Source organism: Undibacterium sp. RuTC16W (assembly GCF_049339445.1).
Taxonomy (GTDB): domain Bacteria; phylum Pseudomonadota; class Gammaproteobacteria; order Burkholderiales; family Burkholderiaceae_D; genus Undibacterium.
In genome coordinates this window covers 25,362-46,352 of record NZ_JBMPPE010000014.1, presented here as the reverse complement: position 1 = coordinate 46,352, position 20,991 = coordinate 25,362, and the positions used below count along the sequence as shown (strand labels likewise).

The following is a 20,991-nucleotide window of genomic DNA, read 5'->3' as shown; positions in this document are numbered from 1 at the left end:
TCATCTTCATTATTAAAGAGAAGCCCGAGACATTGTCCTTCGGGCTTTTTTTATCTTATGCAAACTACTCCTACTAGCCCAATTAATCTCAACGACTGGCTCGCGCTATTAGAAACACGTCATTCCAAAGAAATTGACATGGGGCTGGAACGCGTTGCTGCGGTGAAAGAGTGTCTGGATATCCGTTATGATTGCCCCGTGATTGTGGTCGGCGGGACCAACGGCAAAGGCTCTACCTGCGCGATGCTGGAAGCGATTTTGCTGCAAGCCGGTTATCGCGTCGGGCTGTATAGCAAGCCGCATTTTTTAGATTTCAATGAACGTGCCCGTATCAATGGCGAATCAGTCAAGGATCAGGTTTTTGTCGACGTATTTACCGAGGTAGAGAAAGCGCGGATTGAAAGTCAAAGCGGTAAGGAAATTTCATTAACGTATTTTGAATTTACTACACTGGCGATCTGTAAATTACTGGCCGACGCCAGACTGGATGTCGTGATTCTTGAGGTTGGACTTGGCGGTCGTCTGGATGCGGTCAATGTCATCGATGCGGATGTCGCGATTGTGACCAGTATCGATATCGATCACGTTGATTACCTCGGCGATACCCGCGAAAAAATCGGTTTCGAAAAGGCCGGCATTTTTCGTGCAGGCAGAACCGCGATCTGTGGCGACCCGATCCCACCCCAAAGTCTGATCGAGCACGCCACTAAGATTGGCGCGGATCTCTGGCTGTTTGGACGCGATTTTAATTACTCCGGTGATAAGCAGCAGTGGAACTTTGGCGGTCGCGAGCAACGTCGCAATTCTCTTGGCTATCCTAGCCTGCGCGGCGCGAATCAATTGTTGAATGCCTCTGCCGTGTTAGCGGCTCTGGAGGCCTTGCGCCATCGCTTGCCAGTCGGTGCGCAGGAAGTGCGTAACGGGCTGGGTATGGTCGATCTGCCAGGCCGCTTTCAGGTCATGCCAGGACGTCCGACTGTGGTGCTGGATGTCGCTCACAACCCGCATGCCGCCGCAACTTTATCGCAAAATTTTGACAACATGGGTTTCCATGCCTACACCTATGCGGTGTTTGGTTCGATGCTGGACAAAGATATCGATGGCGTGATCGCACAGATTAAAGGCAAGATTGATCACTGGTGCGTGACAGATCTGCCACTGCCGCGTGCTGCCAGCGCTGAGCATATTAAAACCAGGTTGATTGCGGCTGGCGTGCTTAGTGATCCGGAACATAGTATTCAATGTTTTGAAAATCCTGAGGCGGCGTATCGTCACGCACTCAGTAAAGCGGGCGAAAATGATAGAATAGCGGTCTTCGGATCTTTTCTCACAGTAGCCGGTGTGATGAGAGCCCGTCAACGTACGACTCACTAACCAAAGAAGTTTGCACATGGGCTTGTTCTCGTTGTTTAAACAAAAGCAAGATGCATCACACGATCAGGACGATGGCGAATTCCGTGCTCGCACTGAAGACGAGACCAAGCCGACGCGTGGTAGCGGCAAACGTGCTGAAAATGCACGTAAAAACAAAGCAGCAGATCCGGTATTGCCAGAAAAAAAACGCGCCCGTCGCCGCCTGATCGGCGCCGTTGCGCTGGTTCTCGCTGCTGTGATTGGTTTGCCTTTACTACTTGATTCAGAGCCAAAACCTTTGGCAGATGACATCGCTGTTCAAATACCGTCTAAAGATAAACTGCCTTCCGTTGAGCAAACCGTTGCACCAAAAAGTGCAAATAAGCGAACAGAGCTGCCGGAAGAAATCATCGAGCCTTCTCAATTACCTGCGCTTGCGAAAAATGCTGCCACCCAGCCAGTCGCAGGACTCACCGATAGCAAATCAGCGACTAAGCCGGACGCCAGATCAGATGCCAAAGGTGATGCGAAATCAGAGAAAACACCAGAAAAAACACCCGAGCTCAAGCCTGAACCAAAAGTCCAGACTGATGCTAAAACCATATCCAGGGTTGACGCAAAGAGTGACGCAAAGCCAGAAGGCAAATCTGACGCCAAATCTGAAATGAAGCCTGACACCAAGTCAGACTCTAAGCCCGAATTAAAAGCGGATACTAAAGCATCCGCAAAAACCACGGCAAAATCAAACAATCAGGATGATGATGCTGCACGTGCCTTAGCCATTCTGGAAGGTAAAACCGTTAAACCCGCAGTTGCCACAGAGGCTCCGTCCAAAGAGCACGGATATGTGGTTCAGGCAGGTGCGTTTGCCACTCAGGAAAAAATCAACGAAGTACAGGACAAGCTCAAAGCTGCCGGTATCAAATCGTACACACAAAAAGTAGCGACCACGCCTGCAGGCGACAAATCGGTGACGCGTATCCGGGTTGGCCCGTTTGATTCCAAGGACGAGGCAGACAAGACGGCAGCCAAGCTGACCAAGCTTGGACTGACACCGAAGTTGATTCCCAACTGATGGCCCCCATATCCACTGTAACGGAATGATGCTGTGACGCTATTTGATTACGTGGTGCTGTTTATTCTGATTTGTTCCATCGTGATCAGTACCATGCGTGGACTTGTTAAAGAAATGTTGTCGCTGGTAAGCTGGATCGTCGCCTTTGTCGTGGCAAACGCCTTTAGCGCGACGTTGGCAGGTTATTTGCCGGATTTGTTTCCGGGACAAATGTTGCGTCTGATCGTGGCATTTTTAGCCTTGTTTATTGGCGTTCGTTTGCTAATGTCCTTATTGATGATGGCCGTTGACGCTGTGCTTAAAGCCAGCGGACTGAAATTGGCCGACAGGGGATTGGGCGGTTTGTTTGGTTTAGCGCGTGGCTGCGTCCTGGTACTGGCTGCTGTGATGATTTGTGGCATGACTGCCATTCCGCAGCAGGCGTTCTGGAAGGATGCCTTACTGAGCCCGGTGGTTGTGACCTCCGCACAAACTGTGATGCCGTTTTTGCCTGCGTCGATTACGCGGCACGTCCATTTTTGAAGCCTATCTGTATCGTTTTTAATTTGTTTTTTTAGGAGTCCACCATGTGTGGCATCGTTGGCGTAGTTTCAAATAATCCCGTCAATCAACTGTTGTATGACGCGTTGCTGTTGTTGCAGCATCGTGGTCAGGATGCAGCAGGTATCGCGACGGGTCATGGCAACAAGTTTGCCATGCATAAGGCAAATGGTCTGGTGCGAGATGTATTTCGTACTCGCAATATGCGCTCTCTGCCGGGTAATATCGGTATCGGTCAGGTGCGCTATCCGACGGCTGGTTCTACCAGTGAAGAGGAAGCGCAACCGTTTTACGTCAATGCACCGTTTGGTATTGTATTGGCGCATAACGGTAATTTGACTAATGCAGATGAATTGAAGATTGAGCTGTTTAAGAATGACATGCGTCATCTGAACACTGATTCCGATTCTGAGGTATTGCTGAATATTCTTGCGCACCAGATCCAGGAAGTCACCAGTGGCTATTCGCTGGATCCTCAGTCGATGTTCCGTGCAGTTTCAATGCTGCACCGGCGTGTACGCGGCTCCTACGCAGTAGTTGCACAGATCGCCGGTTATGGTTTGCTGGCATTTCGCGATCCCTTTGGTATCCGTCCTCTGTGTATCGGTTTATCGCATACCGAAAGCGGTGTTGAATACATGATCGCCAGTGAGTCTGTGGCACTGGAAGGTCTGGGTTTTAAATTCTTGCGTGACGTAGAACCTGGTGAAGCTATCTTTATCGATCTCGACGGTAAGATGTATAACGAACAGTGCGCAGAGAATCCAACGCTGAATCCTTGTGCGTTTGAGTATGTTTATCTGGCCCGTCCTGATTCGATTATCGACGGCGCATCCGTGTATCTGACTCGCCTGAAAATGGGTGAGTACCTGGCAGACAAAGTTCGCAATCAATTCCGCGATGGTGAAATTGATGTGGTCATGCCGATTCCGGATTCTTCCCGTCCATCCGCGATGGAGCTGGCGATGAAACTGAATCTGGATTACCGCGAAGGCTTTATCAAGAATCGTTATATCGGACGTACCTTCATGATGCCGGGTCAGGCAATCCGCAGAAAATCCGTGCGTCAAAAACTCAATGCGATCAAGCAGGAATTTGCTGGCAAGAGTGTTTTGTTAGTTGATGATTCCATCGTGCGTGGTACAACTAGCCGCGAAATCGTGCAGATGGCACGTGAGTCGGGTGCCAAGCGCGTTATTTTTGCATCGGCAGCACCGCCAGTTCAATTCCCTAACGTTTATGGTATCGACATGCCTACCCGTAGCGAATTGATTGCATATGGTCGCAGCGAAGAAGAGGTTTGCCGTGAAATTACTGCAGATGCTCTGGTGTATCAAGATGTGGCCGCGATGAAGCGTTCTATCTCGGATGTGAACCCGATGTTGCGTAATATCGAAGCCTCTTGCTTTGACGGACATTACATTACCGGTGACGTATCTTCTGCGTATTTAGATCATTTGGAGATGGCTAGAAATAAGCCTCGCCCAGATACTGAAGATATGATGCGCTCTCAGTTGAATTTAAATCTGGCAGAGCGCGGGGATTAATCACCGCCAGCGCAGGTTAGCGTTAGTATAAAAAAATCCCGATATCACTTGGTATCGGGATTTTTCTTTTTTACTCTGCTTCGCTTTACGGTTCAAAAACTTAGACTTAACTTCGCCGTTCAGTCCTCAACCTTGTCTTGACGTTTGAAACGATATTCGAGCAAATTCAAGACAATCATTATCCCCGCACCCAGCGGCGCTAACAGCGCCAGTATCCAGAAAATCGCATTGAAATAGATATTGTCGCGCAACACGCTTTTACGCGGCTCTTGCGCTGCCATTGCCGCAGCTTCTGAGGCCAGAGAGGCTGCAGCTACCTGATCCTGAATAGAGACCATCAGCGCCGCCGGTGCTGCAGGTGCTGAGCTGGTGGGCTGTGGGGCAGATTTACAAGGCTGACTATTTCCGGTTCCACTGCAAGGATTATCCGCAGCCAGCGTAGGGTACGAGCAAAGCGTCGTCAGCAAAACGATGAGCAAAAGAATAAGACGTTTCATGATAGCAAAAGAGTGAAATCAGGTCGCGATCTTAACAGTTCTGAGGCGATTCGTGATGCTGAATTAATCGCTGACGGCTATTGCGGGTAATTGCGTCGCTCGTTTCTTTGAGGCGTTCATTTTTTGAATTGTCAATTTGAGCTGTCAATATCAGTCATCAAGTGAGATTTTAAAATTCATATCAAAACGACCAAAAAAATCTTGCTATCAGGTATAGTCCTCGTGTTTCGTTCACAGGCAGACAACATGACATCCTTACTATTAGACGTAAAAACTCTTAGCAAGTCTTTCGGTCAGCGCAAGGTTGTTGACTCGGCTTCTTTCTCTCTCAAGCATGGACAGACCCTGGGGTTGTTAGGCCCAAACGGGGCTGGCAAGTCCACGACAGTGAGTATGATCTGCGGCCTGTTGCGTCAGGATCAGGGGGAAGTTCGTATCGATGGGCAACTGGTCGGCGAGGGGAATAATGCGGTCAAACATAAGATCGGTTTTGTACCGCAGGATCTGGCGCTCTACGATGATTTGTCTGCCATAGAAAACCTTAAATTGTTCGGTGCTTTATATGGCCTTACGGGTGGTGTGCTCAAGGCCCGATGTGATGCAGTACTAGAGCTGGTGAATTTACGTGATAGAGCGGCAGATAAGCCGGCGACTTTTTCTGGTGGCATGAAACGCCGTTTAAACATTGCGGCTGCTTTGCTGCATGATCCGCAACTGTTGATACTGGACGAACCTACGGTCGGCGTTGATCCGCAAAGCCGGAATGCCATTTTTGACAGCCTTGAAATACTCAAGAAACAGGGCAGGGCTTTAATCTATACCAGCCACTACATGGAAGAAGTCGAGCGCCTGGCTGATCATATTGTGATTATTGATCACGGCAAAGTTATCGCTAATGAGAGCCCGCAAGAACTGTATCAGCGCTTGCCTGCACAGGCTGCGCTGGAGCTTGATCTGGATCGCACTCCTGATGCTGAAACACTCTCAGCATTAGCACAGCAAGCGGGCGTCACTCAGATACAAACTGCTGGTGCACATCTAGATGTGGCATTACTTAATTCTGGTTACGCTTTGCCAGTGCTGCAATGGGTCAATTCTCAAGGGTATACGCTGCAACATTTTTCTACTGCAAAAACTAAATTGGAAGATATTTTCCTGACTTTGACTGGTCGTAGTCTGCGCGATTAATTTCTACTTTAATTGAAGAAATTACGTTTGCCATCGTCTGGAATCTGCTCACAATTACCTGCTTTGAAAGAATAATCATGACTGCTCTTATTGCATTGATTCGTAAGGATTTGATTTTGTTTTTTTCTGATCGCCGGGCGATGTTGCTGACTCTGGTCATGCCCATCATTCTTGGTGGTTTTTTTGGTTTTATCACCGGTGGTTCCGGTAGCAAAGATACCTCAAAAATTCTTGTTGCTCTGGTCATGCAGGACACGCACGTGATCAGTCAAAAAATCGCCAGCGGCCTGAGGTCAGAATCGAGTTTGAAGATTTCAGAGTTACCCTTAGAACAAGCGCAGGAGCAAGTGCGCAAAGGCAAGCTGAATGTGGCAATCGTGATCCCTGCGGGTTTTGGCGAGTCAGCGGGAGCGGCTTTATTTGGCGGTCGGACAAAACCAGAACTGCCAATTTATTACGATCCATCCCAATCAGCGGTTCTTGCGATGGTAAAAGGCATACTCACACAGTATGTGATGCAGAGCGTCAGTGCCGAAATGTTCAGCGGTAAGAGTGGGCTGAACATGGTGGATAAGAACATAAGTGATTTTGAGGCGCACCCGGAACTTGCAGCGGCTCAGCCTGAATTGAAAGACTTTTTAGGTAGTTTAAAAAAATTTCAAAGCTCAAATCTCATGAAAAGTACTGAAAAGGCGAATTCTCCTGCAAGTGCCGGGAAAGATGCATCAGCTGTCGGTGGATTGTCGATGCCCTTCGTGACCAAAGATCAGGCAATGGTGGCCGGAGACCCTGTTACGGCACGCTATAACGGTTATGCCCATTCTTTTGCGGGTATGACAGTGCAATTTATTTTATTCATGGCAATTGATGCCGGCATCAGTATTTTGATGGCGCGACGACTCGGTTTATGGAATCGTTTACTTGCGGCACCAGTCAGTCTGAACACCGTACTGATTGCGCGTGCCTTATCGTGTGCGCTGATTGCGTTTGCCTTAACAGGCATTATTTTTTCAATTGCCGGCGTGATTTTTAAAGTCAAAATCGCTGGTAGCTTGGTGGGATTTGTGGGCGTCGCTTTCAGTTTTTCTCTAATGACAGCGAGCTTTGGATTGTTGATTGCGGCTTTTGGTAAAACGCCAGAGGCTGCACGCGGCATATCGGTGTTCGCGACCTTGATTATGGTGATGCTGGGCGGCGCCTGGATGCCGTCTTTTTTATTCCCCCAATGGTTGCAAAACCTGACCTTGATTGTACCTACTCGCTGGGCGGTCGACGGTTTTGATGCGATGACCTGGCGTGGATTAGGATTGGATGCGGCTTTGCCTGCCATTGCTGTCCAGCTGGGGTTTTGCCTGTTGTTTGTGAGCCTCGCTTTATGGCGCTTCCGTAAGCAGCAAAACAGTATTTGATACCTGTCACTCCTGATGTGACAGCCTGTCGGGATACGTTGTTATGGACATCAACGTATCCTTAAGTAACAGCTTCGATCCGGGCTGTTTCAATATCATACAAAACAGCGCGGCAAACCGCTGGCTTGTTATCTGTGTTTGAAAATACAATGCGGCTACCTCTCCGGCAGTTTCGAACGAGCTGCACTGATGCATCGCGCAATTGTGCAGGAGTCAAAAAATTCAACACGCTTCTATCATGTCCAAAAATGTCTCCGTCGGTTTTTCTTTGAAGTTAATGCATCTCGCACTGGCTGGTGTGTTTTCTGCCAGCGTCGCTACTCCGGAATTAGCTCTGGCGCAAACTGAGTCGCTTAGTCCTCTCGAAGACAAAACAAAAGAGGCGAGTCCGGTAAAGCCAGCGATACCAGAAAAAAAAGCCAGCACTCAAAATAACGACACAAACCTCAAGCCCAGTGTTCCGGTGATCAACCAGAATGCAACTCAAAAGGTGACGATTACTGGCGGTCGCCAATCTGATCTTGATGAGCGACGTCAGTCTACGGCAGCAAAAATTATTTTTGGTCGTGAAGAACTGGATCGTAATGGCGATTCAAATTTAGGTGAAGTATTGAAGCGTTTGCCAGGTGTGACTATCGGCGGGCGTCCCGGACGTGGCGGTGATATCCGTATGCGTGGCATGGGGAGTGGCTATACGCAGATTTTACTTAACGGAGAAAGGCCGCCGCGCGGTTTTTCGATGGATTCGTTGTCACCGGATCAGGTGGAACGTATTGAAATTATTCGCGGGCCAGTCGCAGAATTTAGTACGCAGGCGATCGCCGGTACCATCAATATCGTATTGCGTGAAGATTACAAACAAAAAGATACTGAGATCAAATTTTCAGAAAGTCTGGAGCAGGGACGTTCTGCGCCGAATCTATCAGTTAGTTATCCCGGGCAGATCGGTAATTTATCCTATGCATTAAGCGGCTCTATTTTTCAGAATCGTCAGCATGATGAAAATCTGACGACGACCTTGGAAAAAAATACGCAAGGTCAACCAAGCCTGATGCAGACACAGGAGGATGAAACCAATCGCCGTACCCGCGGTATTCATCTGACGCCGAGATTGAATGTGCGGTTTGATAATGGCGACACCCTGATGTTGCAACCTTTCCTGATGAATTCGCGTAGTGATTCGACGACATCCAGCGTGGTTGATCAGACGCTGGCTGATGCCAATCATCTTGCCGAATATGCCATGGCAAATACGTCCAGCACGTCAGAAAATTCCTTTTTACGTGGCTTTGGTAACTGGCAGCATAAGTTTGCCGATAATACTAAATTGAATGTGAAATTTGGCGGTGGTATCGGGAAAATGAATAGCTCATCGCTACGTACGGATTACGATGTCAGCGGCAAGGTCATTACTGCCATTAGCGATGTTAATGACACGCGAGATAGCAGTATCAATATCGGCGGAAAATATACTCAGCCCTGGGGGGAGAAACATACGCTGGCGGCAGGATGGGATCTGGAGACCAGTCAGCGTGAGCAGATTCGTACATCGGTAGATAGTCAGGGTCATCCGCAGTTCGCTGAATCTGGCGACAATGTGAATGCAAACACACGACGTGTCGCGGTCTTTGTGCAAGATGAGTTTGATATTAATTCCCAGCTATCTGCCTATGCCGGTCTGCGCTGGGAAGGTATTCGTACCAGCAGTACCAGTCTCAGCAATGCGGTCAACAATACAAGTAGTGTCTGGAGTCCGGTACTGCATGGTGTCTGGCGTATTCCGGGGGAGAGCAAGGATCAGATACGCGTAAGTTTGACCAATGCTTACAGGGCGCCTGGTTTGAATGATTTGATTGCACTACCATCGATTTCGCCTATCAATAGTCCGACCAGACCTGATCGGACTGGCAATCCTAATCTGAAGCCGGAATTGTCCAAAGGTATTGATATCGCGTTTGAGCATTATCTGAGCCGCGCGGGAATCATGAGCGCCAATATTTTTGCCCGTGATATTAAGGACCTGATACGCCGTCGTACCTTATTGGTTAATACTCTGACGGGACCACGCTGGGTGTCGTCCCCGATTAATATCGGCCATGCAACGACCAAGGGTATAGAGCTGGAGGCAAAATTTCAGTTACAGGAATTTTTCCCGGAGGGGCCCGCAATCGATTTGCGTAGCAATTACAGCCGCTTCTGGTCTAACGTCGACGATATTCAGGGGCCTAATAACCGCCTGGATCAGCAGCCTAAGCAAACTGCGAATTTTGGAATCGACTACCGTATGGCGAAGTTGCCGCTGACTTTTGGCGGGAATGTCAACTGGACGCCAGCCTATGAGATCCAGACCAGTGAGACGCAAATGAATACGACGGGAATTAAGCGCCAACTCGATTTTTATAGTCTCTGGAAAATCAACCCGACCACCCAATTACGCTTGTCAGCGAATAATCTGTCCGCCAGTGATTATTTGAGTTCCAGCATCGTTACAACCGGTGGTATTAATCACATGGATAGCAGCGTTGCTAAAACGTACACGACCTGGTCCCTGCGCTTTGAAATTAAGATCTGAAACGCATATCTCACAAGGATCTGGTCGATACCATCGCCAGTAAACTGGCATTAGCAGATTGTTGAGTGTGCAGTGCAGCAGAGTCTGATTTGACGGAGTACAATCAAGTTATCTGTAATTTGCCTTGCATAACCATGTCCACCGAATTATTGAATGTTGATCTTCACTGCCACTCCACGATTTCAGATGGTGTACTGACACCCGCTGAGGTTGCTGCCCGAGCTAAGGCAAACGGTGTTGATGTTTGGGCATTGACCGATCATGATGAGATCCGCGGCATTCCACCAGCACGTTCTGCCGCACTGGATCTGGGTTTGCAGTATGTGACCGGTGTTGAGATATCGATTACCTGGGCGGGCAAAACTATTCATATCGTCGGGTTGAATATCGACGAGAAGAATGAAAATTTGATACGCGGTCTGGCCGAAACCCGCTCCGGTCGTGAGCGTCGCGCTCTCGAGATGGCAGCAGGTCTGGCAAAGGCAGGTATTCCCAATGCCTTTCAGGGTGCGCTGACTTATGTGGGTAATCCTGATTTGATCTCGCGTTCGCATTTTGCGCGCTACCTGGTTGAAATCGGTGTTTGCGATACCGTGAATGAGGTGTTCAAGCGTTATCTGATTGAAGGTAAGCCCGGCTATGTGCCACACCGGTGGGCGACCCTGGCGGAGGCGGTGAAGTGGATACAAGGTGCCGGTGGTGAGGCCGTGGTTGCCCATCCGGGGCGCTATGAGCTTAGTCCTGTTGCATTTGATGCCTTTTTTAATGAATTTAAATCTTATGGCGGTTCTGCTATTGAGGTGGTCACTGGTAGTCACACGGTTGATCAGTATGCGGAATATACAAAAATTGCCAGCCGCTACGGGTTCCTGGGATCGCGCGGTTCGGATTTTCATGGTCCAGACGACGCCGTCGTGGATTTAGGCCAATTGCCGCCACTTTCATCTACACTCACGCCAGTCTGGTCGAAGTGGATGTAAATCATCTTGAAATTTCCTTATTTCGCCCAATTTATGCGGCGGGTCTAACTTTTTAGGGATGTCCGAATGAAACGTATAGTGTTATTTTTGGCGACGAATCTCGCTGTAATGCTGGTCATGTCGCTAGTCTTGTCGATGCTTGGCGTCAATCGTTATCTGACTGCGAACGGTTTGAATATGGGCACCTTGATGGTGTTTTCGCTGGTGGTCGGTTTCACGGGCGCTATTTTTTCCTTATTGATTAGCAAGCCGATGGCCAAATGGTCTACCGGCGCACGTGTGATCGATGCCCCGTCTTCGTCTACCGAGCTATGGCTGGTGAATACCGTCAAAGCCTTGGCTGAACGCGCTGGTATCGGCATGCCCGAAGTTGCCGTCTATGACGGTGAAGCAAATGCATTTGCGACAGGCGCGTTTAAGAATTCTGCGCTGGTTGCCGTCTCTACCGGCTTGCTGGAGAGCATGACCAAGGAAGAGGTCGAAGCTGTCTTGGGTCATGAGGTTGCTCATATCGCGAATGGCGATATGGTAACAATGGCGCTGATTCAAGGTGTAGTGAATACCTTTGTCGTATTCCTGGCGCGGGTTGTCGGTTATGCGATTGATAAAGCGGTGTTCCGCAATGGTGACGACGACCGGCCAGGCATTGGCTACATGATTACGGTATTCGTTTGCGAGATTGTATTTGGTATTGCTGCTTCAGTGATCGTTGCCTGGTTCTCGCGTCAGCGAGAGTTCCGTGCCGATGCCGGATCAGCAAAATTACTGGGCAATCAGTTGCCGATGATTCACGCACTGGCTCGTTTAGGCGGCATGCAGCCGGGTGAGTTGCCAAAGTCGATGGCAGCAGCCGGTATCAGTGATAAAGCCGGCTGGAGCGCCTTGTTTTCTACGCATCCACCGATGGAACAACGGATTGCGGCTCTGCAAAATCTTAAATAAATATATTCTTTTATAAAATGGCGGTAGCAGGGATGTCCCGCTACCGCCTTTCTACTTTTATCGTCATTACTGATCGCTGATGAGCCAATTTTTTCAACTGCATCCTGATAACCCGCAACTCAGGTTGATCAAGCAAGCTGCCCAGATTATTCATCAGGGCGGTATCGTGGCGTTGCCCACAGATTCTTGCTATGCACTGGTATGTCACCTTGATGACAAGGATGCTGTCACGCGTTTGCGGCGCATCCGTGCGGTGGATGAGAAACATCACCTGACTTTGTTGTGTCGGGATTTGTCAGAAATTGCTTTGTATGCCAAGGTCGACAATCGTCAATACCGCATGCTGAAAGCAGCGACGCCAGGTGCATTTACCATGATTCTGGAAGCGACGAAAGAAGTTCCGCGTCGCCTGAGTCATCCTTCACGTAAGACCATAGGTTTGCGGGTTCCGGAAAATCGCATTACTCACGCATTGTTAGAGGAATTGGGACAGGCTTTGCTAGGCACTACTTTAATCTTGCCGAACGAAGATGAACCTCTGACAGATCCTGAAGTCATTCGTGAAAAACTGGAAAAGCAAGTTGACCTGATCATAGACGGCGGTGCTTGCAGCCTGATCCCTACCACGGTCATCGATATGACCGATGATGCGCCTGTGCTGATCAGACAGGGCAGGGGTGACGCAGCTTTATTCGGTTTGTAATCCGGTGCTTTTTGAATTTTAGATAATGAAAAACTAATATGAATGAATTAATTCAAACCGTTGCTGTGTATGCCCTGCCGGTGATTTTTGCGATCACTTTGCATGAGGCTGCGCATGCTTTTGCGGCTAAATTTTTTGGTGATACGACGGCTTATAGCCAGGGGCGAATGACGCTGAATCCAATTAGTCATATCGATCCTTTTGGCACCATTATTATTCCTGCGGTTTTATATGTTGCGACGGGCGGTGCATTTTTGTTTGGTTATGCCAAACCGGTTCCTGTGAATTTTGCTAATTTACGAAAACCAAAACAAGATATGGCATGGGTTGCTTTGGCTGGGCCTGCCGCAAATTTCGCAATGGCATTCTTGTGGATGTTATTAGCAATTTTTTTACAGGTTTCTGGTGTGGACGAGGATTTTTTTGTTCGCATGGCCAATGCCGGTATTTTGACGAACCTGGTGATGTTTGCCTTTAATCTTTTTCCTATTCCACCTCTGGATGGTGGTCGAATTCTGGTGAGTTTATTACCTTATAAGCTGGCATATAAATTCGCACAGATCGAGCAATACGGGTTTTTCATCGTGATGGCTTTGGTGATGTTGCACGTGCTACAGTTTTGGATGGTTCCTGTCATGTGGTTAGCAGAAACGCTGCTTTATCTCATGATGTCGCCAATCCGGCTTTTACTTGGCTGATATTTGATCAATATGTCTGCGACCATTAGTGCGCCGCATCCCGGATCCGATGCCTCTGTCTGGGTGCATCGCTTCGCATCCCTGATACCCAAAAATGCTGGCCCTGTATTAGATCTGGCCTGCGGCGGCGGTCGGCATACTCGACTGATGCTTGCCGCCGGGTATGAGGTCTGGGCCGTGGATAGAGAGGCACATTTGCTTTTGCCTCTTGCCGGGATTGGCGCACGGACTTTTCAGCTTGATCTGGAGGCTGATGATCAGGTTAAGGACCAGGTCGATGCAACAGTCTGGCCATTTGAACGACATCAGTTCGCAGGCGTCATTGTGACTAACTATCTGCATCGGCCACTTTTTTCGCATCTGAAAATGGCTTTGGCAGAAGGGGGCATATTGATTTATGAAACCTTTGCCGACGGTAATGCGAGTTTTGGCCGGCCGAGTAATCCAGATTTTTTGTTACGACCCGGTGAACTTTTACAGCAATTCGGGTCTGACATAAGCGTTGGTCAACAAAATCAGGTGATCGCGTATGAACATGGCTATGTTGAATACCCGCATCCGGCAATAGTGCAGAGAATCTGTGTGCGCAATATGTCGGGGATATCGCAGATGTCCGATGTGTCGGGCACTATGATGAATAATGTACCTGATCTTTGAATAGGATTTGACGTCAATTTCAAGCGATTCCTGCCCATAGTGATGCCCTATCCGCTACAATCAAGGTTTTACTTTTTCACGCATTAACATGACAACGATACAGGGTAGTCTGGTTGCAATTGTGACCCCCATGCACGCCGACGGCAGTCTCGATCTGCCATGTCTGCGCAAACTGATTGACTGGCATATTGCCGAAGGCACTGATGGTATCGTGATCGTCGGTACCACGGGTGAGTCGCCTACAGTGTCGGTAGAAGAGCATTGCGAATTGATTCGCGTCGCCGTCGAACATACTAATAAACGTATTCCTATCATCGCAGGATCTGGTGGTAATTCAACAGCAGAAGCGATTGCGCTGACCAAATTCGCTAAAGAAATTGGCGCAGATGCATCTTTGCAGGTGGTGCCTTACTACAACCGTCCAACGCAAGAGGGCATGTATCAGCACTTTAAGAAAATTGCTGAATCGGTTGATATCCCTGTAATTCTGTATAACGTGCCAGGCCGTACCGTTGCTGATATGAGCAATGAGACAATTCTGCGTCTGGCGCAAGTCCCCGGCATCATTGGCGTTAAAGAGGCCTCAGGTAATATCGCTCGCGATACGGATTTGATTCGTCTGGCGCCGGCATCCTTTGCTGTGTACTCAGGTGATGACGCGACCGCAATCGCGTTGATGTTCTGCGGTGGTAAGGGCAATATTTCTGTAACAGCCAACGTGGCTCCCCGTGCAATGCATGAGTTGTGCGTTGCCGCGATGCGCGGCGATATTGCAACGGCAGTGGCAATCAATAATCGTATGCTGCCCTTGCACAATAAATTGTTTATCGAGCCAAATCCTCTGCCTGTGAAATGGGCAATGCAGGAGATGGGTCTGATACCAAGTGGTATTCGCTTGCCTTTGGTGCCTATGTCAGAGCAGTATCATGATGTAGTTCGCACTGCTTTACGCGAGTCAGGTGTATTACAATAGCGTCGCTTGGGCGGGTATCTGATTCCCGCCTATGTTTTTATGTACATTTAATTGATTACAAATCGTAGGGACTTTCACATGGCAAAAAGCTTTGTTGCTAAAAATGGGATCATCAGTGCATTAGCACTGGCTGGTGTAATCAGCTTAAGTGCTTGTACGTCAATTGGTAATATTCTTGAGCCAAATAAGATCGACTATAAAAGTGCGAGCAAAGCTGCCACAGTATCTCTGGAAGTTCCGCCTGATCTGACGCAAATTCGTCGTGATAATCGTTTTGCTGTCCCTAACAGTAATCAAGGTAGCGCCACTGCCTCAAGCTATAACCTGCAAAAAGGGAATGTTGCCACCACTTCTGGCGCCTCTGCTATTGCCCCTTTGCAAGTGAAATCCATGCGCATTGAACGTGACGGTTCTCAGCGCTGGTTGCTGGTAAATCAAACGCCAGAGGTTCTGTGGCCGCAAATCAAGGATTTCTGGCAAGAGCTGGGTTTCCTGATCAATATTGAGTCTCAAGAATCCGGAGTGATGGAAACGGACTGGGCTGAAAACCGCGCCAAAATTCCACAAGATATCATCCGTAATACTTTAGGCAAAGTGCTCGATTCGCTGTATTCGACTGGTGAGCGCGATAAGTTCCGCACTCGCCTTGAACGCAATGCCAAAGGCGAAGTAGAAATTTATATCAGTCATCGTGGCGCACAAGAGGTGCTAGTCGGTAACCAGAAAGAGGGTACTGTCTGGACGCCGCGTGCGAACGATAGTGGCCTTGAAGCAGAATTTTTGTCTCGTTTGATGGTGCGCCTGGGTGCGGATGCTGAGCAGGCTAAAGTTGCGGCCGCGTCGCCAACGCAATTGAAGATTCGCGCCAAGCTGTTGAAGGCCGATAATGTGTCTTATGTTGAAACAGATGAAGGTTTTGACCGCTCATGGCGTCGCGTAGGTCTGGCATTGGATCGTATCGGGTTCACTGTGGAAGACCGTGATCGTTCACAAGGTCTCTACTATGTTCGTTACATCGATCAGGACATCGATGCGAAAACTAAAGGTGCGAGCGAAGGCTTCTTCTCGAAATTATTCTCGTTTGGCTCTAGCGATCCAAAGAATGCACAAAAGTATCGTATTCTGGTTTCTGGTAAGGGCGAAGTCAGTCATGTCAGTATCTATGGCACGGATGGCAAGGTTGAGACTTCAGCGACTGCTGACAAGATCCTTCAATTGCTGAATGAACAATTGAAGTAAGGTATTTCACATTAAAAAATGCGACTCAATGAGTCGCATTTTTTTTGCCTGTTATGTTTTAAAAGATAAGCTGTAAGGTGATCTGGACAGCAATCTAAACACTTGTTTTTATCTGGATAAATGATATTGCTATGATGTAAATTTATTAAAGTAACTGGCAAAAAAAGGGCGAAAAAAAGCCGACTCGAAAGTCGGCTTTTTTCAAGCAATAAAAAAATTACTTGGAAGCAGATGCGGAAGCTGCTGCTGGAGCGGAAGCTGCTGGAGCTGCGCCAGATGCTGCTGCATCAGCTGCTGGAGCTGGTGCTGCTGCTGGAGCTTCAGCAGGAGCAGAAGCTGCTGCTGGAGCTGGTGCAGCTACGGAAGCTGCTGCAGAAGCTGCTGGAGCTTCTTCTTTTTTACCGCAAGCTGCCAAAGCAACTGCCAACAGGGAAACAAGCAAGAGTGATTTTTTCATGTTTATACTTTCAATAAATAGATCAAAAAAATAAGATCAAAATTTTGCGATGAATAATTACCGGTAATTATCGCTCTATAGGTTTATTCGAGGGCTTATTACCCAAATAGGCAGGTCGGCCCCTACGAAAGTTTCCTAACCCAGAATTATAATGATTTTTCCATTAATGGAATAGGGAAAGAGTCATTTTTATACGGATTTTCCGTAATATTTACCAACAAAAACAATTTTTTATTGGCAATACTCATGTAATAGTTAAATTACAGTGAGTTTTTTTAAAAAATCATGCAATTTAACTAATTTTATGTAATTTATTTTTGCAAATAGTTATGACAATCTAGTGCAAGAAAATCGCTTTATGAGTTCAGGTTCAACCAGCCATCTTCGTACCACAGGCACAAGGCTTCCATAACGTCATCTGAAACTTGTGCGACATCGGCGCCGTCCAGTTTTCTTTGATTCGCCAGTTTTAGTAAGCTTACTTTGTCATCTTTGCCGATCGCAAAAGATTCTCCGTTAACGAAGACATGCTTGCCTTTGTAAAGCATCTGGGTCTTTAGTGATAAAGACACACCGTTTTTTTGTGCGGCTTGGGTAAAGCGTTTCGGCGTCAACGGCTTTTCTGGCGAATTAAAGAATACGCTGGATTTTGGCGTGCTCAGATACTCACCGATAAAAATGGTAATGTCTTCCTCGGTAAAACGAATTTTTGCCAATTGCTCGGCAATCGTATCGACCATTGCCGTGCTGATTTCTGCAGGACGCAAGCTTGCCTTGAGATCTGGATCAGCATAGCGGCCAGGTAAATCAATCGAATCAGACATGAATTGCAGAAACGACTCACCGAATTCCTGATAAGACGGTGCGCGGAAGCCAATAGAGTAAGTCATGCACTCACCGATCGCGACGCCGTCATGCGCGTATTGTGGCGGCAGGTACAGCATATCGCCAGGTTCCAGTACAAATTCTTGTTCCGGCTTGAAATTACGCAAGATTTTGAGTGGCATTCCCTCGATCAGCGATAAATCTTTTTGTGCGCCGATTTTCCAGCGACGCTGCCCGTGCGCCTGTAGCAGGAATACGTCATACGAATCGAAGTGCGGGCCAACGCCACCGCCGTCTTCTGCGTAACTGATCATCAGATCATCAAGTCGGGTATCGGCGATGAAGTTGAACTGGCGCAGCAACTCATCGGCGACCGGATTGTGTAAGTTCACGCCTTGTACCAGCAGCGTCCAGTCTTTTTTTTCCTTTATTGGCAATTGCTGGAAAGGGCCATTTTTCATTTCCCAGTGTTTGTCGAAAAAGCAGATCAGGCGGGACTCGACATCCTCCCGTGCTGCCATGTCGAACAAGGCATCTTTCTTGATTGGCGCGCTGAAGCCGGGAATTGCCTGGCGTATCAGCAGAGGTTTCTTGTGCCAGTACTCGCTAAGGAACTGGTCGGCAGTGATGTTGCCCAAGAGAGGCAGTTTTGTAGATAAATTTTTCATGTCGGCATTATAGGCGTGGCGTACTCAACTAGCCAGACGGGTATAATTCGTCTGCACATTATTTTTAAGGAATATCATGAAGATTGTCAAAAATACAGTTGTTACTGTTAACTATAAACTGTCGGATGCGCAAGACAATCTGATCGAAGAAGGTCAACAGCCAATGGTGTATTTGCACGGTGGCTACGAAAATACCTTGCCTAAGATCGAAGAAGCATTAGATGGCAAAGAAGTTGGCTACAAAACGATTTTGCAGGTTGAGCCAGACGATGCGTTTGGTGAATACGACGCAGAGCTGGTGAAAGTTGAGCCACGTAATCGCCTGCCAAATCCACTGGAAGTTGGTATGCAGTTCGAAGGCATGCAGGACGGTGAAGATGAAGACGACGCACTGATCTTTACAGTGACGGATATCACGGACGACAAAGTCGTTTTGGATGGTAATCACCCGTTGGCAGGTATGGCATTGCGTTTTGATTTAACCGTGGTAGAAGTCCGCGCTGCAAGCGACGAAGAGATCGAACACGGTCACGTGCATGGCGCACACGGCCACCATCATGGCGAAGACGACGAAGATGATGCTGGTGATGAATATCGCAGTCATCCGATTCACTAATCATGCCGGGCAGGTAGAGTATCTGCTGCCTAGCTCAGGTAGCGATAAATCCTGTTCAGGTAAGATGAAATAAAAAACCGCAAAGATGATCTTTGCGGTTTTTTTATGCGGATTTGTCATCTTGTCTGGAATTTCTATGGCTTCCTGAGCGGATTGACTGGTGGTAAATTCTCATGAGTTATCTGGTTGTTTTAATTGCTTGCCCTTATTGTGTAGGGATTAAATTTGAAGACATTCATCTATGTCAGTGAATGAAAGAAATGAACAAATAAACGAACAAATAAGCGGACAAACAAATCATACATAGAGGGAGTATATTTAAAGTCGCGCTTTAAAATAAGCGGGGGCAAGTATGTTTTGTAGATATTTTGAGGGAGTATGTGATTTTTAGTTGGTTGTAATAGCTCGTCTATGAAAAACGATTCTGAGTAAATTGATTGCTAAAGCCATTGTGAGGTACGCGTTCGTGGCAGTCAGTTATCTCGTTTGAATTTGTTTTATGAAAATATATGATGCCAGGTAGAGACTCAATAAAAGATTTTTGGTGATTAAAAAATAGTTGTACTACATCACATCTTGGCGTGATTCGCCGTACTATTCAATTAATGATAAAAACGCTGCACCACAAAAAAATCTGACGCAGCCACTTGCGTCAAGCAAGAAACCTCATTCGCCTGGAGATAGCATGCTGAAAAAAATCCCAGTCACCCAACTAAAGACTGGTATGTATTTGCAGTCGCTTTGTGGTTCATGGATTGATCATCCGTTTTGGCGCTCCAAATTTGTCATCAAGGAACAAAATGATATTCGCCTGATTATCGACAGTGGTATTTCTGAGGTATGGATTAATCTCGATAAAGGTGATGATGTCATTTCGTCAGACGATAACAAGCGGGTCATATCGACCCGGAATGCAGAACTCGAGTCACAGGATCCCTCAACGAATATTGATCGTGTCAGCATTGTCCTAGCGGAGCGTCCGAAACCCGCATCGATTACTGATGAGATTCAGCGAGCTGAGAAAATCTGCGATCGCTCAAAAAATGCCGTGATGTCCATGTTTCAGGAAGTGCGCATGGGTAAAGCGATATCCGTTGATCTCGCAGGCGAAGTGGTGCAGGAGATATCACTTTCAGTGATGCGTAATCCTGGCGCGCTGATTAGCCTGGCTCGCCTGAAAACAGCCGATGATTACACGTACATGCATTCCGTCGCTGTATGCGCCTTAATGGTTGCAGTTTCGCAGCAACTGAATCTGGATGAAGATCAGACTCGTGAAGCCGGCATGGCGGGTTTGTTGCACGATTTAGGTAAGGCACTGATGCCAACCGAGGTGCTGAATAAGCCTGGCAGGTTGACGGTTGAAGAGTTCGACATTATGAAGAGTCATCCCGAAGAGGGGCATCGACTCTTGTTGGAGAGTGGTTCTGTCGGGCATATTCCGCTTGATGTATGCCTGCATCACCATGAGAGAGTTGACGGTAGTGGTTATCCTCACGGGCTCAAGGGAAGTGAGATTTCTATTTTTGCAAAGATGGGAGCGGTTTGCGATGTCTATGATGCGATTACATCAAATCGCCCTTACAAGGCTGGATGGGAGCCGATTGCATCGATCAAAAAAATGAGTGAATGGAGTACCGCTCAGTATGAGAAGGATATCTTTCACGCGTTTGTGAACAGTGTTGGTATCTATCCGGTCGGATCATTAGTGCGCTTGTCCTCCGGTCGTCTGGGTGTTGTCCTGGAACAGTCGGCAACGTCTTTGTTAACGCCTAAGGTTAAAATCTTTTTTTCGACAAAGTCGAACGTCTATATTTCTCCTGAAATTCTCGACCTGTCACACCCGATGAAAGACCTCAATGCTGAGCAGATCGTTGGTCACGAAGATCCCGCAAAATGGGCTTTTAAGAATTTTGATCAGATGTGGGCAGGCTAGGATCCGTTAATCATGCGACCGGAGGTGAAGAATTTATCTCAAAATGGGATAAAACCATTCTCCCCGAAAATGCTACACCCTAAACGCCAAACACCTCTCCGATTGGACTATCAACA

At 47.8% G+C, this 20,991-nt stretch carries 19 protein-coding genes; 16 read left to right on the top strand and 3 right to left on the bottom strand.

What is annotated here, in order from left to right; translation table 11 throughout:
- The first annotated feature begins 57 nt into the window (after window positions 1-57).
- Genes folC through purF form a run of 4 tightly spaced genes read left to right on the top strand, consistent with a single transcriptional unit; the run spans window position 58 to window position 4,515 of the window.
- A complete protein-coding gene (gene folC, locus ACO0K4_RS19155; protein WP_422958279.1) occupies window positions 58-1,374 on the top strand; it encodes a bifunctional tetrahydrofolate synthase/dihydrofolate synthase in 1,317 nt (438 codons plus the stop codon).
- Between the two features lie 16 nt (window positions 1,375-1,390).
- Window positions 1,391-2,428, top strand: a complete 1,038-nt coding sequence (locus ACO0K4_RS19150; protein ID WP_422958278.1) for an SPOR domain-containing protein — start codon at window positions 1,391-1,393, stop codon at window positions 2,426-2,428.
- 33 nt (window positions 2,429-2,461) lie between these two features.
- Window positions 2,462-2,950 (top strand): CvpA family protein, encoded by a 489-nt coding sequence (locus ACO0K4_RS19145; RefSeq protein WP_422958277.1) that lies wholly within the window; start codon window positions 2,462-2,464, stop codon window positions 2,948-2,950.
- A gap of 44 nt (window positions 2,951-2,994) precedes the next feature.
- A complete protein-coding gene (gene purF / locus ACO0K4_RS19140; RefSeq protein ID WP_422958276.1) occupies window positions 2,995-4,515 on the top strand; it encodes an amidophosphoribosyltransferase in 1,521 nt (506 codons plus the stop codon).
- Window positions 4,516-4,634: 119 nt separating this feature from the next.
- On the opposite strand, the gene ACO0K4_RS19135 is transcribed toward purF, so the two are convergent.
- Window positions 4,635-5,012, bottom strand: coding sequence for a hypothetical protein (locus ACO0K4_RS19135; protein ID WP_422958275.1), 378 nt, complete (start codon window positions 5,010-5,012; stop codon window positions 4,635-4,637).
- Window positions 5,013-5,258: 246 nt separating this feature from the next.
- On the opposite strand from ACO0K4_RS19135, the gene ACO0K4_RS19130 reads away from it, so the two are divergent.
- From ACO0K4_RS19130 to bamC, 10 genes are all read left to right on the top strand, one after another.
- Window positions 5,259-6,200, top strand: a complete 942-nt coding sequence (locus ACO0K4_RS19130; RefSeq protein WP_422958274.1) for an ABC transporter ATP-binding protein — start codon at window positions 5,259-5,261, stop codon at window positions 6,198-6,200.
- 77 nt (window positions 6,201-6,277) lie between these two features.
- Window positions 6,278-7,609, top strand: coding sequence for an ABC transporter permease (locus tag ACO0K4_RS19125; protein ID WP_422958273.1), 1,332 nt, complete (start codon window positions 6,278-6,280; stop codon window positions 7,607-7,609).
- 238 nt (window positions 7,610-7,847) lie between these two features.
- The gene (locus ACO0K4_RS19120; RefSeq protein WP_422958272.1) at window positions 7,848-10,181 is read left to right on the top strand and encodes a TonB-dependent receptor plug domain-containing protein; all 2,334 of its coding nucleotides are present in this window, start codon (window positions 7,848-7,850) and stop codon (window positions 10,179-10,181) included.
- A 134-nt stretch (window positions 10,182-10,315) separates the two neighbouring features.
- Window positions 10,316-11,161 carry a 3',5'-nucleoside bisphosphate phosphatase gene (locus ACO0K4_RS19115; protein WP_422958271.1) on the top strand — a complete coding sequence of 282 codons (846 nt, stop codon included), beginning with the start codon at window positions 10,316-10,318 and terminating at the stop codon, window positions 11,159-11,161.
- A gap of 66 nt (window positions 11,162-11,227) precedes the next feature.
- The gene (gene htpX / locus ACO0K4_RS19110; protein WP_422958270.1) at window positions 11,228-12,103 is read left to right on the top strand and encodes a protease HtpX; all 876 of its coding nucleotides are present in this window, start codon (window positions 11,228-11,230) and stop codon (window positions 12,101-12,103) included.
- Between the two features lie 79 nt (window positions 12,104-12,182).
- Complete coding sequence (locus ACO0K4_RS19105) at window positions 12,183-12,806, top strand: L-threonylcarbamoyladenylate synthase (RefSeq protein ID WP_422958269.1); 624 nt, start codon at window positions 12,183-12,185, stop codon at window positions 12,804-12,806.
- A 38-nt stretch (window positions 12,807-12,844) separates the two neighbouring features.
- A complete protein-coding gene (locus tag ACO0K4_RS19100) occupies window positions 12,845-13,504 on the top strand; it encodes a site-2 protease family protein (RefSeq protein ID WP_422958268.1) in 660 nt (219 codons plus the stop codon).
- Between the two features lie 12 nt (window positions 13,505-13,516).
- Window positions 13,517-14,161 carry a class I SAM-dependent methyltransferase gene (locus ACO0K4_RS19095; protein WP_422958267.1) on the top strand — a complete coding sequence of 215 codons (645 nt, stop codon included), beginning with the start codon at window positions 13,517-13,519 and terminating at the stop codon, window positions 14,159-14,161.
- Between the two features lie 88 nt (window positions 14,162-14,249).
- Complete coding sequence (gene dapA, locus ACO0K4_RS19090; protein ID WP_422958266.1) at window positions 14,250-15,134, top strand: 4-hydroxy-tetrahydrodipicolinate synthase; 885 nt, start codon at window positions 14,250-14,252, stop codon at window positions 15,132-15,134.
- A gap of 78 nt (window positions 15,135-15,212) precedes the next feature.
- Window positions 15,213-16,373 (top strand): outer membrane protein assembly factor BamC, encoded by a 1,161-nt coding sequence (gene bamC, locus ACO0K4_RS19085; protein WP_422958265.1) that lies wholly within the window; start codon window positions 15,213-15,215, stop codon window positions 16,371-16,373.
- Window positions 16,374-16,590: 217 nt separating this feature from the next.
- Here the strand turns inward: bamC and ACO0K4_RS19080 are convergent, their stop codons facing one another.
- Both ACO0K4_RS19080 and ACO0K4_RS19075 read right to left on the bottom strand, forming a co-directional pair.
- On the bottom strand, window positions 16,591-16,830 hold the full coding sequence (locus ACO0K4_RS19080) for a hypothetical protein (RefSeq protein WP_422958264.1): 240 nt from the start codon (window positions 16,828-16,830) through the stop codon (window positions 16,591-16,593).
- A 356-nt stretch (window positions 16,831-17,186) separates the two neighbouring features.
- On the bottom strand, window positions 17,187-18,323 hold the full coding sequence (locus tag ACO0K4_RS19075; RefSeq protein WP_422958263.1) for a cupin domain-containing protein: 1,137 nt from the start codon (window positions 18,321-18,323) through the stop codon (window positions 17,187-17,189).
- 76 nt (window positions 18,324-18,399) lie between these two features.
- On the opposite strand from ACO0K4_RS19075, the gene ACO0K4_RS19070 reads away from it, so the two are divergent.
- Both ACO0K4_RS19070 and ACO0K4_RS19065 read left to right on the top strand, forming a co-directional pair.
- Window positions 18,400-18,939 carry an FKBP-type peptidyl-prolyl cis-trans isomerase gene (locus tag ACO0K4_RS19070; RefSeq protein WP_422958262.1) on the top strand — a complete coding sequence of 180 codons (540 nt, stop codon included), beginning with the start codon at window positions 18,400-18,402 and terminating at the stop codon, window positions 18,937-18,939.
- A gap of 685 nt (window positions 18,940-19,624) precedes the next feature.
- Window positions 19,625-20,875, top strand: a complete 1,251-nt coding sequence (locus ACO0K4_RS19065) for an HD-GYP domain-containing protein (RefSeq protein WP_422958261.1) — start codon at window positions 19,625-19,627, stop codon at window positions 20,873-20,875.
- Window positions 20,876-20,991 lie beyond the last annotated feature (116 nt).